The organism is Vibrio sp. Of7-15, assembly GCF_022347565.1.
GTDB lineage: Bacteria > Pseudomonadota > Gammaproteobacteria > Enterobacterales > Vibrionaceae > NORP241.
The window spans coordinates 19,434-33,604 of record NZ_JAKRGH010000026.1; the positions used below are offsets into that span (position 1 = coordinate 19,434).

Sequence of the window (14,171 nt, forward strand, 5' to 3'; positions counted from 1 at the left end):
TAACAATACAAAGGGTTCCAATAGGAGCCCTTTTTGTTTTAATACGTTACTATTACTTTCTATTTCATCGAAAAAAGACACGTGATGACAGACGCTCAATCGTTCAATTTTAGTGCCCTGACTCCTGACTTTATGTGGTATGCCCTTGAAAGCATCGGGATCAGAGCAGAATCAGGTTTATTACCACTCAATAGCTACGAAAACCGTGTTTATCAATTTGTCGATGAAGAACGGCAACGCTATGTGGTGAAATTTTATCGACCTCAACGTTGGTCTGAGCAACAGATCCAAGAAGAACATGACTTCTCTTTTCAGTTGGAAGAGCAAGACATTCCTTTGGCTGCCCCTATTAAACGCGATGGCCAAAGTTTACATAGCTACCAAGGCTACTGGTTTGCGGTATTCCCGAGCCTAGGTGGACGTCAATTTGAAGTGGATAACTTTGATCAGCTGGAGTGGGTAGGCCGATTCTTAGGCCGGATCCATAAAGTCGGCCAAAGCCAACCGTTTCTACATCGCCCAACCATTGGTGTAGAAGAGTACCTTCACCAGCCTCGTCAGCTACTTCAAAATTCATCTTTTATTCCAGCTCACCTAGAAAACAGCTTTTTCTCTGATCTGGACCTACTGATTCAAAAGATTGAAGAGTATTGGACAACAGACTGGACAGCAATACGCTTACACGGTGACTGCCACCCAGGTAACATTTTATGGCGTGATGGCCCTTTATTTGTCGACTTAGACGACGCCCGAAATGGCCCCGCAATTCAAGATTTGTGGATGCTATTAAACGGCGATCGCCATGACAAAGTGGCTCAATTAGATACCATTTTAGATGCGTATACCGAGTTTTGTGATTTTGATAATTCACAATTGAAACTTATTGAACCTTTACGTGGTCTGAGAATGGTGCACTACATGGCTTGGCTCGCTAAACGCTGGCACGACCCTGCATTTCCACAGGCGTTTCCTTGGTTTGCAGATCCAAAGTATTGGGAAGGGCAAGTTCTCGGCTTTAAAGAACAAATTGCAGCCCTGAATGAGCCACCATTACAATTAATGCCACAGTGGTAAACCAGTAAATACAATCATAACACTTGGAGTTACACTCACATGTTTAAGAAAATAGCGGCACTGTTTGGTGCATTAGTTTTAAGCTTTTCAGTCAATGCTTCAGCAACAAAATTTACAGAAGGCGATTACTACAAAGTACTTGATCTTCCTGCTTCTTCTACGCCAACCGTCAATGAGTTCTTCTCTTTTTACTGCCCGCACTGTCATAGCTTTGAGCCACTGATCCAGGGCCTGAAAAAGCAATTACCAGAAGACGCTAAATTTCAAAAGAGCCATGTTTCTTTCATGGGCGGAAACATGGGTAAGTCCGTAAGTAAAGCTTACGCAGTGATGGTAATGCTGGATATTGAAGACAAAATGGTCCCAGTGCTATTTAACCGTATCCATAACATGAACAAACCACCTCGTAACGACGAAGAGCTACGCCAAATCTTCTTAGATGAAGGGGTAAGTGCAAAAGATTACGACAGCGCTTTCAAAAGCTTTGCAAACAACTCAATGGTTAACCGCTTTAACAAATCATTCCAAGACAGTGGCTTAACTGGTGTTCCTGTTGTTGTTGTGAACAATAAATACCTTGTTCAAACCAACAAAATCACATCAGCTGAAGAGTACTACGAGCTGATCAACTGGCTAACCACACAACAATAAGCCAGAATCAAAATCACACTAAATAAGGGAGCCTCATCGCTCCCTTTTTGATACCCAAAGAACACTAAGCGACCTGCATCGTTAACTGCTTCAGCAACCTGTCCATCGCACGATACCCTAATGCTTCTGCCAAATGTGATTTCTGGATCTGCTCTTCTCCTGCTAAATCAGCAATGGTTCGAGCCACTTTAATGATTCGGTGATACGCCCGTATCGACAGTCCTAATTGATGCAACGCCGTTTCTAAAAAAGCCGCATCCTCTTTTAAAAGTGGGCAGTACTCATCCATGTCTCGACTCCCTAACAGCGCATTTACTTTACCACTGCGTTGAGCCATGATCTGGCGAGCTTGATGTACCCGAGATTTCACAACAGCACTTGTTTCGCCTCGATCTCCACCTTCTGCTAGGGTTCCTTTTGGTAACAATGGAATCTCTAACGACATATCAAATCTATCCAATAGCGGCCCTGATAAACGGCTAAGATAGCGTAAAATGGTTTGAGGATTGGCACGAGCTTGGTTACCTTCATAGTAACCCGTTGGGCTCGGGTTTAGCGCACCCACTAACTGAAAGCGGGCTGGAAAACGGGTTTTACTGGCCGCACGAGAAATGATGATCTCGCCCGACTCTAGTGGCTCTCTCAAAGAATCCAACACCTTACGCTCAAATTCAGGCATTTCATCCAGAAATAAGATCCCATTATGAGATAACGAAATTTCCCCAGGACGAGGGATAGAGCCGCCTCCGACTAACGCGGCCATCGAGCTGGAATGATGTGGAGATCGAAAAGGCCGTTGTCGCCAATTGTGTTGATTAATGTCTTGCTCAGTCAATGACGCGACAGAGGCCGTTTGCAGTGCCTCTTCAATACTCATATCGGGCAATAAATCCGACATTCGAGAAGCCAACATGGTTTTCCCTGTGCCAGGAGGCCCTAAAAACAAGATGTTATGACCACCAGCCGCCGCGATTTCTAACGCCCGTTTTCCCTGTTGCTGACCGATAATGTCTTGTAAGTCCCGCTCATGATTAACACTCCCAGCTTGGCATTCACTTTGAAATAACCCTAAGGTTTGCTGGCCGCATAATTCAGCGCATACCGCCAATAAATGAGGGGCCGATTTATGCCGTTTCTCTCCCACCAAAGCCGCTTGATCGCCATTGCTATCCGGCACCACCAAACAGCGTTGCACTTTGTTCGCTGCAAGCGCGGCAGGCAGTACACCTTTCACCCGACGCAACTCTCCAGATAACGCCAGTTCCCCGACAAACTCGTATTTTTCGAGCTGATTTGAAGCAATTTGTCCTGAAGCCGCTAAAATGCCTAAAGCAATAGGAAGATCAAATCGTCCTCCTTCTTTGGGCAGATCGGCGGGAGCTAGATTCACGGTGATCCGTTTAGAAGGGAATTCAAACTTTGCATTTAGGATCGCACTGCGTACACGATCACGAGCTTCTTTTACTGTCGTCTCCGCAAGCCCCACCAGATTAAATGCAGGCATGCCATTGCTGATATGCACTTCAACAGTAACAGCAGGCGCTTCAACGCCCACGCACGCACGGCTATGAATGACAGCCAACCCCATACACCCTCCACTAATAAAGATATAAGTTAATAATTTGTTTATTCAATTCCATAGTTATACCCAGTTATTGATGAAAAAATGTGAATAAAGTCGGTATTTTTTCTTGTCATGAGAGTCATATCTGTGTTACCACTTAATAAAGACATAAATAATCATAAAAACTAAGTAACCGGACAAACAATGCAACCTTTTGCTCAACTACAAGCTCTCATTATTCGCGTCATCGTGGTGATTATTATCGCCGCGCGGGGGCATGTGGGCAAAAGGTAAGCAAACACAGCACACAAACCCCCGAACTACCGAGTAGTCCGGGGGTTTTTTTTATCACTTTGGGAAGAAATGGGAGCACAAGATGTGCAACAGTCGAAATGAACTAACTCACTTACTTTGTAAGACGGAAGGTAAGCGAAGAGGAGCAAAATTATGAATGGGTCCGAGTTAGTCGTTACAGCACTGCAACAGCAAGGAATTAAAACCGTTTTTGGTTACCCAGGCGGGGCCATCATGCCAATTTACGACGCCCTTTATGACGGTGGTGTGGATCATATATTGTGTCGACATGAACAAGGTGCAGCCATGGCCGCCATTGGTTTAGCACGCTCCACAAAAAGTGTCGGCGTCTGCTTAGCAACCTCTGGCCCAGGTGCCACAAACTTGATCACAGGCCTCGCTGACGCCATGCTAGATTCTGTTCCGATTGTTGCCATTACAGGCCAAGTTGCCAGCCCACTGATCGGTACCGATGCCTTCCAAGAAGTTGATGTATTAGGCATGTCTTTATCTTGTACCAAACACAGCTACCTTGTTACCGATCCCAATGAACTGGCTGGCGTATTAACGGAAGCTTTCGAGGTCGCTCAATCAGGCAGACCTGGGCCCGTTTTAGTTGATATCGCTAAAGACGTGCAATTGGCTGAAATCGAGAAACCTCACCTCCCATTACGTAATTTAGTAAAAACACCCGAGCCAAGTGCCAGTGCACTTAAGCTCGCTCAAGAGATGATTGCCTCTAGTGAACATCCCGTTTTATACGTTGGTGGCGGTGTTCAAATGGCCAACGCAACGAACACTGTGCGAGAGTTTTTAGCAGCATGCCCTATGCCTTCTGTGGGCACCCTAAAAAGTCTAGGTACCATTGAACGCCATACCCCTTACTATTTGGGGATGTTAGGTATGCATGGCACACGTGCAGCTAACTTAGTGGTACAAAAAAGTGATCTTCTCATTGTCGTAGGGGCGAGATTTGATGATCGCGTAACAGGAAAATTAGATACCTTTGCTCCCAATGCCAAAGTGATTCATATCGACATTGATGCTGCAGAATTTAGCAAACTGCGTCATGCTCATTCTGCTCTTCAAGGTGACATCAATACAATTTTGCCACAATTGCTCAACACTCAAATCAATATCAAACCGTGGCTAACCGAAGTGAAGGCACTACGCACTAAATACGCGTGGCGCTATGATCATCCAGGCGATCTGATTTACGCTCCACTGCTGCTAAAACAACTATCAGACATGATGCCAGACAGCACAGTTATCGCCACCGATGTGGGCCAACATCAGATGTGGTCAGCCCAGCACATTCAACCTCGCCGACCTGAAAACTTCTTAACATCTGCTGGCTTAGGTACCATGGGCTTTGGTTTGCCAGCCGCAATGGGGGCCAAATTAGCTCGCCCAGAAGACGAAGTCGTCCTGATCTCTGGGGATGGGTCATTCATGATGAACGTTCAAGAACTCGGCACATTAAAACGCCGCCAGATCCCACTCAAAATGGTGCTATTAAACAACCAGCGTCTTGGCATGGTTCGACAATGGCAATCGCTATTTTTTGATGGCCGCCACAGTGAAACCATTCTCGATGACAACCCAGACTTTGTTACTCTCGCCAGCGCCTTTGATATTCCGGGTAAAACCATTACGACCAAGGAAGAGGTCGAACCGGCATTAAAAGAGATGCTAGAAAGTAAAACGGCGTATTTCCTTCACGTGCAAATCGCTGAAGAAGAAAACGTATGGCCATTAGTGCCACCGGGCGCTGCCAACCAAGACATGTTGGAGAATTAATCATGGAACAACATCAAGTCAATATCACCGCTTTCAATAAACCTGAAGCGTTAGAAAGAATATTAAGAGTGACACGTCACCGCGGTTTCATGGTAAAACAGTTAACTATGGTCGAAAATGAAAGCAGTGACATATTATCACTGGAATTTACGGTCGCCAGTCAACGTCCTATTACTCTGCTATATAGCCAACTAAAAAAGCTATGGGACGTGAATGGAATTGAAGTATTACAACAAAAACAAATTAGTGCATAAGGAAGAAATGCGATATGGCAAACACAGCAGATTATATTTGGTTTAATGGTGAAATGACCCCTTGGGGCGAAGCTAAAATTCACGTATTCACCCATGCGATGCACTATGGTACATCCGTATTTGAAGGTATTCGTTGTTATAGCACCCCCAATGGCCCTGTGGTTTTTCGTCATCCAGAACACATGCAACGCTTAAAAGACTCCGCCAAAATCTACCGTTTTCCTATTCCATACTCGGTTGATGAGTTAATGGAAGCGTGTCGTGAAACATTACGTGTTAACAAACTTGACTCTGCTTATATTCGTCCACTTGGTTTTGTTGGCAATGTAGGTCTCGGTGTTTGCCCACCTGTCGATACTGAAATGGATTTAATCATCGCCGCTTTCCCTTGGGGAGCTTATCTTGGTGAAGAAGCACTCACCAATGGTGTTGACGCCATGATTTCAAGCTGGAACCGTGCTGCCCCAAACACCATCCCAACGGCTGCAAAAGCAGGCGGTAACTACTTATCTTCTATATTGGTTGGTGGTGAAGCTCGTCGCCATGGCTATGATGAAGGCATCGCACTGGATGTACGTGGCTACATTTCAGAAGGCGCTGGTGAAAACCTCTTTGTGGTAAAAAGCGGGGTGATCTCCACACCACCAGCCACTAGCTCTATTCTTCCGGGCATTACCCGTGATTCCATCACCATCATCGCCAAAGATCTTGGTTATGAAATCAAAGAAGAAAGCTTAACTCGTGAAGCTCTTTACCTTGCCGATGAAGTTTTCATGACAGGCACCGCCGCTGAAATCGTTCCTGTTCGCAGCGTGGATCAAATCACTGTAGGCGAAGGGAAACGAGGCCCGATTACTGAAAAAATCCAATCCACCTTCTTTGGCCTGTTTGATGGCACCACAGAAGATAAATGGGGTTGGTTAGATCCAGTACACAGTGATACAGAAAGTAAGTAATTGAGGGAGTTGTAGTAAAATGCCTAAGTATCGTTCCACCACCACAACCCACGGCCGTAATATGGCAGGTGCCCGCGCTTTATGGCGAGCAACTGGTGTAAAAGAAGAAGATTTTGGTAAGCCCATTATCGCGGTTGTAAACTCATTTACCCAATTTGTACCTGGCCATGTTCATTTAAAAGACATGGGCCAACTGGTTGCCAAAGAAATTGAAGCCGCTGGTGGTATTGCCAAAGAATTTAACACCATTGCCGTTGATGATGGTATTGCCATGGGTCATGGCGGCATGTTGTATTCTCTTCCATCCCGTGAGCTTATTGCTGATTCTGTGGAATACATGGTGAATGCCCACTGTGCCGATGCCATGGTGTGTATCTCAAACTGTGACAAAATTACTCCAGGAATGATGATGGCTGCTATGCGCCTAAATATTCCTGTGATTTTTGTTTCCGGCGGCCCAATGGAAGCAGGTAAAACCAAACTATCGGATCAAATCATTAAGCTGGATCTTGTTGATGCTATGATCCAAGGTGCGGATCCAACGGTATCCGATGAGCAAAGCGAGCAGATCGAACGATCAGCCTGCCCAACGTGTGGATCATGCTCAGGCATGTTCACTGCAAACTCAATGAACTGTTTAACGGAAGCTCTAGGGTTATCTCAGCCAGGTAATGGCTCAATGCTAGCTACGCACGCCGATCGTGAACAACTATTCATCAATGCTGGTAAGCGTGTGGTAGAGCTGACCAAACGCTATTACGAACAAAATGATATTTCAGCTCTGCCTCGCAGTATTGCCAACCGTGCAGCGTTTGAAAATGCCATGGCCTTAGATATTGCCATGGGTGGTTCAAGCAATACCGTTCTTCACTTACTCGCCGCAGCCCAAGAAGGTGAGATCGACTTCAACATGAATGACATTGATGAAATGTCACGCCGTGTTCCTCACCTATGTAAAGTGGCACCATCCACCCAAAAGTATCACATGGAAGACGTTCACCGTGCTGGCGGCGTAATGGCCATTCTGGGTGAACTTGATCGAGCAGGGCTACTCAATGGTGACACAAGCACCGTACTCGGCATGACAATGAAAGAGCAGCTTGCTCAATACGACATCATGCAGACAGAGGATCAAGAAGTCTTAAAGTTCTTCCGTGCTGGTCCAGCTGGTATTCGCACCACTCAAGCCTTCTCGCAAGATTGCCGTTGGGATCGCCTTGATGACGATCGCAAAGAAGGCTGTATTCGCACCAAAGAAAATGCCTTTAGCCAAGAAGGCGGCTTAGCAGTACTGTCTGGCAACATTGCGGTTGATGGCTGTATTGTAAAAACAGCAGGCGTAGATGAAGAAAACCTTAAGTTCCAAGGCCCTGCTATCGTATTCGAAAGCCAAGATACTGCAGTAGAAGGTATTTTAGGCGGAAAAGTCAAAGCCGGTGAAGTAGTGGTGATCCGCTACGAAGGCCCAAAAGGTGGCCCCGGCATGCAAGAAATGCTTTACCCAACCACCTACCTAAAATCTATGGGGTTGGGTAAATCATGTGCCTTACTGACTGACGGTCGCTTCTCTGGCGGCACCTCAGGTCTTTCTATTGGCCACGCCTCTCCTGAAGCAGCCAGTGGTGGCACTATTGGACTAGTTCAAGATGGCGACATCATCACCATTGATATTCCAAGCCGCTCAATTTCTTTGGATGTATCAGAGGCAGAGCTTCAAGCCCGCCGAGCGAAACAAGATGAACTAGGCTGGAAACCAGAAAACCGCCAACGTGAAGTCTCCTTTGCATTAAAAGCTTACGCCAGCATGGCAACTAGTGCCGACAAAGGGGCTGTGCGTGATAAATCCAAGCTAGAAGGTTAAGCCCATGAAGGATGTTGAACTTAGCCAAAATAAATACAGTGGTGCTGAGTATCTGCGTCATATCCTTCGCGCTCCCGTCTATGAAGTAGCGGCGGTGACTCCGCTACAAGACATGACACGATTATCAACTCGAATTGGTAATCGTGTTCAGCTCAAGCGTGAAGATCGTCAGCCTGTGCATTCATTTAAATTGCGCGGCGCTTACAATATGATGGCGAATCTCTCCGATGCGCAAAAATCAGCAGGAGCCATTGCAGCTTCTGCAGGAAACCACGCTCAAGGGATTGCACTTTCAGGCCAAAAGCTAGGGGTAAAAGCCATTATTGTTATGCCTAAAACCACTCCCGATATTAAAGTGGAAGCGGTTAGAGGGTTTGGCGGTGAAGTGGTTTTGCACGGCAACAGTTTTGATGATGCCAAAGCAGAAGCTGAGCGCCTTGCTGCCGAACATGGCTATACCTTTGTACCGCCTTTTGATCACCCCTTAGTGATCGCAGGACAAGGTACCTTAGGTATGGAGCTGCTCCAACAAAATGGTCACCTTGACTATGTGTTTGTCCCTGTCGGTGGCGGTGGCCTAGCCGCAGGTGTCGCGGTATTAATCAAACAGTTGATGCCTGAAATAAAAGTGATTGCAGTAGAGCCAGAAGAGTCTTCTTGCTTAAAAGCGGCCCTTGATGCTGGAAAACCTGTGGTGCTTGATCAAGTCAGTATGTTTGCTGATGGGGTTGCAGTAAAACGCATTGGTGATGAAACCTTCCGTTTATGTCAACAATACCTCGATGGGCATATTTCGGTTTCCAGTGATGAGATCTGCGCTGCCGTTAAAGATATTTTTGAAGACACTCGGGCCATTGCAGAGCCCTCTGGTGCACTTGCGCTTGCGGGCCTGAAAAAATATACCGACCAAAATCAACTACAAGATAAATCTCTAGCGACCGTTTTATCTGGCGCGAATACTAATTTCCATGGTTTACGTTATGTTTCGGAGCGCTGTGAGCTGGGTGAAAAAAGAGAAGGTCTATTAGCCGTTACCATTCCAGAACAACAAGGTGCTTTCTTAGAGCTGTTTAACCTAATTGGTGGACGTCCTGTAACGGAATTTAACTACCGCTATAGTAATGATAAGTTAGCCAACATTTTTATTGGTTTACGACTCAACCAAGGCCAAGAAGAACTTAATGGCATCACTCAGGAACTTCGTAAAGGAGGCTACCCTGTGGTCGATTTGTCTGATGACGAAATGGCCAAACTTCATGTTCGCTACATGATTGGCGGTAAACCCTCTAAGCAACTGAAAGAACGTTTATACAGTTTTGAGTTCCCGGAGTACCCTGGTGCATTACTTAAGTTTCTAAACACGCTAGGTAATCACTGGAACATCAGTTTATTTAATTACCGTAACCATGGTGCCGATTACGGTCGAGTATTATGTGGTTTTGAACTAGATGAAAGTGATTTGCACAATTTCTCTGCTCACCTAAGGGAGCTGGGTTATCAATGTAAAGATGAAACTGAAAACCCAGCATACCAGTTCTTTTTGTCATAACCGCATACCAAAATAAAAGCCGGTGCCTAACCGGCTTTTTGATGGCTCTTTGTTAAGGCTCGGGTATACTCCACCATAAACCCAGCCATTTGGGTGCTATGCTGCAAAATAATGTTTCTTGCTGAGTGTGGCAAACGACTAAAATGTCGCATTAACTTATCCATGTCTTCTTTGTATTCAGCAGCAATCGTGTCACAACCTTGATCACCATAAATAAACCAAGTGATCGGCCTTTCTGTTACATCCGCAATTTCAGAAAGTAATCGCACCTTAGGTTCCGTTTTCCCTGACTCCAAATCCAAGTAAGTCTGCCTCGCCACCTTTAAGTAGTTCGCCATATACACTTGGGTTAAGCCCTTCCATTCTCTTGCTTCTTTTATTCGCTCAGAGATTTTATCTCGTGAATCAATCATGCCTAATCACCTCTACACATATAATTTTTTTGTGTCCAATTACACATACAAGACATTGCAGTTACCAAGCCAATATTTAAAAATAAAATTAGTTCTTACAATTCAAAATGTTACTTAAAGACAAATAAAATACTTGCCAATTTGAGTCGCATTTTGAATACAGCTTAGTCTAATTCGCAAAACACTTAATAAGCATTTCAACCAAATTGCGTGTGTAGAAGAGCAGCCCAAAAGGCTGTACACGTAAACACTCCGAAGAGGGTGTACCTCGCCCTTCTTTGACTAACAAAGAAGGGCTTTCTCTATCTAGGGAATAAAAAAAGCGAACCAAAGTTCGCTTTCATTCCCGTAAAAATAATATTACTTATTCTTAACTGGTCGCTGCCAATCAGGAATAGAGCGCGCTTTCGCACGAGTGATCACAAGCTCACGTGGCTCAACATCTTTGGTTAAAGTCGTCCCCGCACCAACTGTCGCGCCATCAGCAATACGAACGGGAGCAACTAACTGACAATCAGAGCCAACAAAAACATCATTACCAATTTCTGTTTTATGTTTATTAGCACCATCGTAGTTACAGGTGATCACACCAGCACCAACATTCACACGCTCACCAATAACCGCATCACCTAAATACGTTAAGTGGTTTGCTTTAGAACCCTTACCAATACGGGTGTTTTTCACTTCGACAAAATTACCCACATGAGCATCTTCTGTTAACTCAGCTCCTGGACGCAAGCGAGTAAATGGACCAACAGTACAATCTTCCCCAACAGTTGCCCCTTCAATCACACTGTATGGACGAATAACAGTATTATCATCAATCTCACAATCTTTCAGAACACAACCGGTCCCTACTAATACGTTACTACCTAAAGTAACATTCCCCTCAATGATCACATTAGCATCAATTTCTGTATCCATACCGCACTGCAGAGTGCCACGTAAATCAAAACGACTAGGATCACGTAACATCACACCTTGCTCTAATAACAAGCGAGCCTGTCTGTCTTGGAAAGCACGCTCTAGACGAGCAAGTTGAACACGGTCATTAACACCTTCTACTTCGATTGGGCTTTGTGGATGAACCGCTTCAACGGCACGACCTTCAGAATGAGCCGCAGCAATCACATCCGTTAAATAATATTCACCTTGAGCGTTTTCGTTTTTAAGAGCAGATAGCCAACGCTTTAGATCGCCACCGCTCGCAACCATCACGCCAGTATTCACTTCTTTAATTAATTTTTGTTCTTCCGAAGCATCTTTTTGCTCAACAATAGCCGTTACAGGACCATTTTTACGAACAATACGGCCATAACCAGTAGGGTTATCTAAAACAACGGTCAAAAGCGCAATACCGCCGTTTGGCTGTGCTTCCAACAAGCTATCCAACGTTTGGGCACTAATTAGGGGTACATCACCATACAAAACCAGTACCTTTTCATCAGCAGAAAACTCTGGCGCTGCTTGATTGACTGCATGACCAGTTCCTAGTTGCTCAGCTTGTAAAACCCAATTAACTTTTTCATTACCCAGCTCGGCTTGCATTTGATCGCCGCCATGGCCATACACCAAATGAATATTTTGAGCACCAATACTATTACAAGTATCAATCACATGTTTTGCCATCGGCTTGCCGGCTAGAGTATGCAAAACCTTAGGCTTATTGGAATACATGCGAGTGCCTTTACCCGCAGCCAGAATAACTGCACTAAACTTCATTGGAGTCTGTCCTTATCATTTTTCTATATAGAAATTGTTTCGATTGTACCGAGATACAAAGAGATATTTAAGGTAATGGATATTATTTTAGGAGAAAAATAAGAAAGGGGATGAGTTTAGTATGATGGAATCTTCTCAATACAATAATAAAAAAGGCGGCTAATGCCGCCTTTTTTCTCATTGCGCCTAATTAACGCGACTTTTTAGTCAGCTCGATAACTCGTAACTGAGCAATCGCTTTAGCTAGGTCACTGGCCGCTTGAGCAAAGTCAATGTCGCCATGCTGATTACGGATGTTCTCCTCAGCTTGACGCTTCGCCTCTTCTGCCTTAGCTGCGTCTAGATCTTCACCACGAATTGCTGTGTCCGCCAATACAGTCGCTGTACTAGGCTGAACTTCAACGATACCACCAGAGAGATAAATGATCTCTTCATGGCCGTGCTGTTTCACGATACGCACCATACCAGGTATGATAGTGGTCAGCAGCGGTGTATGGCCGGGGTAAATACCCAGCTCACCTTCGCTACCGGTCACCTGAAACGTCTCAACAAGACCTGAAAATAATTTTTTCTCAGCACTTACAACGTCTAGATGAAAGGTCATAGCCATATCGCCTCCTAGTCAGCCTTATAGCTTCTTGGCATTCTCGATAGCATCGTCGATCGTACCGCAGTACATGAACGCTTGCTCAGGAATGTCATCGTATTCACCAGAAAGTAGACCTTTAAAGCCACGTAGAGTTTCTTTAAGTGGTACATAAATACCAGGGTCACCAGTGAAGACTTCTGCTACGTGATAAGGCTGAGTTAAGAAACGCTCAATCTTACGGGCACGAGATACAACTTGCTTATCTTCTTCAGATAGCTCATCCATACCTAGAATAGCAATGATGTCTTTTAGCTCTTTATAACGCTGCAGCGTAGACTGAACGCCACGAGCAGTGTCATAGTGGTCTTGACCTACAACCAGTGGATCTAACTGACGAGACGTCGAATCCAATGGGTCAATCGCAGGGTATAGACCCATAGATGCGATGTTACGGTTAAGTACAACCGTTGCATCCAAGTGAGCAAACGTTGTAGCTGGAGATGGGTCAGTTAAGTCATCCGCAGGTACATATACCGCCTGAACAGAGGTGATAGAACCTTGTTTAGTCGATGTAATACGCTCCTGAAGAACACCCATTTCTTCCGCTAGTGTCGGCTGGTAACCTACCGCAGATGGCATACGACCTAGTAGTGCAGATACTTCTGTACCAGCTAGCGTATAACGGTAAATGTTATCAACAAACAGAAGAACGTCACGTCCTTCGTCACGGAAGCGTTCAGCCATCGTCAGACCAGTCAAAGCAACACGTAGACGGTTACCTGGTGGCTCGTTCATCTGACCGTAAACCATTGCTACCTTAGATTCTTCAGGATTTTCAACGTTAACAACGCCCGCTTCCTGCATTTCATGGTAGAAATCGTTACCTTCACGAGTACGTTCACCAACACCCGCGAATACTGATAGACCTGAGTGCTGCAGTGCGATGTTGTTGATAAGCTCCATCATGTTAACGGTCTTACCTACACCTGCACCACCGAATAGACCGATTTTACCACCCTTAGCGAATGGACAAATTAGGTCGATTACTTTTACACCCGTTTCAAGAAGTTCAGTCGAGTTCGACTGCTCTTCATAGCTTGGCGCAGCACGGTGAATTGCGTAACGCTCTTCTTCACCGATCTCACCACACTCATCAATTGGGTCACCTAGAACGTTCATGATACGTCCTAGTGTTTTAGTACCTACTGGTACTGCAATTGGAGCGTTGGTGTTTTCTACTGTCAAACCACGACGTAAACCATCAGAGCTACCCATCGCGATAGCACGAACAATGCCACCACCAAGTTGCTGCTGAACTTCAAGAACTAGACGTTCTTTTGATTCTGCAACATTCAGAGCATCGTACACTTTAGGTACGCTATTCTGTGGAAACTCTACGTCGACTACCGCACCGATGATCTGTACGATCTTACCTGTAGCCATC

The 14,171-nt window shown here is 45.2% G+C and carries 12 protein-coding genes; 7 read left to right on the forward strand and 5 right to left on the reverse strand.

From position 1 onward, the window contains the following. Positions 1–84 precede the first annotated feature (84 nt). Entirely contained in the window at positions 85–1,074 is a 990-nt protein-coding gene (locus MHO82_RS20565) for a serine/threonine protein kinase (RefSeq protein ID WP_239187238.1), read from the forward strand. A gap of 39 nt (positions 1,075–1,113) precedes the next feature. Continuing rightward, positions 1,114–1,725, forward strand: a complete 612-nt coding sequence (locus MHO82_RS20570; protein WP_239187241.1) for a thiol:disulfide interchange protein DsbA/DsbL — start codon at positions 1,114–1,116, stop codon at positions 1,723–1,725. A 64-nt stretch (positions 1,726–1,789) separates the two neighbouring features. Here the strand turns inward: MHO82_RS20570 and MHO82_RS20575 are convergent, their stop codons facing one another. Next, on the reverse strand, positions 1,790–3,313 hold the full coding sequence (locus MHO82_RS20575) for a YifB family Mg chelatase-like AAA ATPase (protein ID WP_239187244.1): 1,524 nt from the start codon (positions 3,311–3,313) through the stop codon (positions 1,790–1,792). 423 nt (positions 3,314–3,736) lie between these two features. Here MHO82_RS20575 and ilvG point away from each other — a divergent pair, with 423 nt between their 5' ends. The 5 genes from ilvG to ilvA are packed head-to-tail and all read left to right on the forward strand — an operon-like array spanning position 3,737 to position 10,003. After that, positions 3,737–5,383: an acetolactate synthase 2 catalytic subunit gene (gene ilvG / locus MHO82_RS20580; RefSeq protein WP_239187247.1), complete on the forward strand. Its 1,647-nt coding sequence runs from the start codon at positions 3,737–3,739 to the stop codon at positions 5,381–5,383. Positions 5,384–5,385: 2 nt separating this feature from the next. Then, positions 5,386–5,637: an acetolactate synthase 2 small subunit gene (gene ilvM, locus MHO82_RS20585; RefSeq protein WP_239187250.1), complete on the forward strand. Its 252-nt coding sequence runs from the start codon at positions 5,386–5,388 to the stop codon at positions 5,635–5,637. Positions 5,638–5,651: 14 nt separating this feature from the next. After that, positions 5,652–6,593, forward strand: coding sequence for a branched-chain amino acid transaminase (locus tag MHO82_RS20590; protein ID WP_239187253.1), 942 nt, complete (start codon positions 5,652–5,654; stop codon positions 6,591–6,593). A gap of 19 nt (positions 6,594–6,612) precedes the next feature. Continuing rightward, positions 6,613–8,454 (forward strand): dihydroxy-acid dehydratase, encoded by a 1,842-nt coding sequence (gene ilvD, locus MHO82_RS20595; protein ID WP_239187256.1) that lies wholly within the window; start codon positions 6,613–6,615, stop codon positions 8,452–8,454. A 4-nt stretch (positions 8,455–8,458) separates the two neighbouring features. Next, complete coding sequence (gene ilvA, locus MHO82_RS20600; RefSeq protein ID WP_239187259.1) at positions 8,459–10,003, forward strand: threonine ammonia-lyase, biosynthetic; 1,545 nt, start codon at positions 8,459–8,461, stop codon at positions 10,001–10,003. Positions 10,004–10,029: 26 nt separating this feature from the next. Here ilvA and MHO82_RS20605 read toward each other — a convergent pair whose 3' ends face one another. The 4 genes from MHO82_RS20605 to atpD all read right to left on the reverse strand — a co-directional run bounded on the left by MHO82_RS20605 (position 10,030) and on the right by atpD (position 14,170). After that, positions 10,030–10,416: a helix-turn-helix transcriptional regulator gene (locus MHO82_RS20605; protein ID WP_239187262.1), complete on the reverse strand. Its 387-nt coding sequence runs from the start codon at positions 10,414–10,416 to the stop codon at positions 10,030–10,032. A gap of 360 nt (positions 10,417–10,776) precedes the next feature. Continuing rightward, the gene (gene glmU, locus MHO82_RS20610; protein WP_239187264.1) at positions 10,777–12,138 is read right to left on the reverse strand and encodes a bifunctional UDP-N-acetylglucosamine diphosphorylase/glucosamine-1-phosphate N-acetyltransferase GlmU; all 1,362 of its coding nucleotides are present in this window, start codon (positions 12,136–12,138) and stop codon (positions 10,777–10,779) included. Positions 12,139–12,328: 190 nt separating this feature from the next. Then, positions 12,329–12,748, reverse strand: a complete 420-nt coding sequence (locus MHO82_RS20615; RefSeq protein ID WP_239187267.1) for a F0F1 ATP synthase subunit epsilon — start codon at positions 12,746–12,748, stop codon at positions 12,329–12,331. A gap of 18 nt (positions 12,749–12,766) precedes the next feature. Beyond that, the gene (atpD, locus tag MHO82_RS20620) at positions 12,767–14,170 is read right to left on the reverse strand and encodes a F0F1 ATP synthase subunit beta (protein ID WP_239187270.1); all 1,404 of its coding nucleotides are present in this window, start codon (positions 14,168–14,170) and stop codon (positions 12,767–12,769) included. Between the last annotated feature and the right edge of the window lies 1 nt (position 14,171).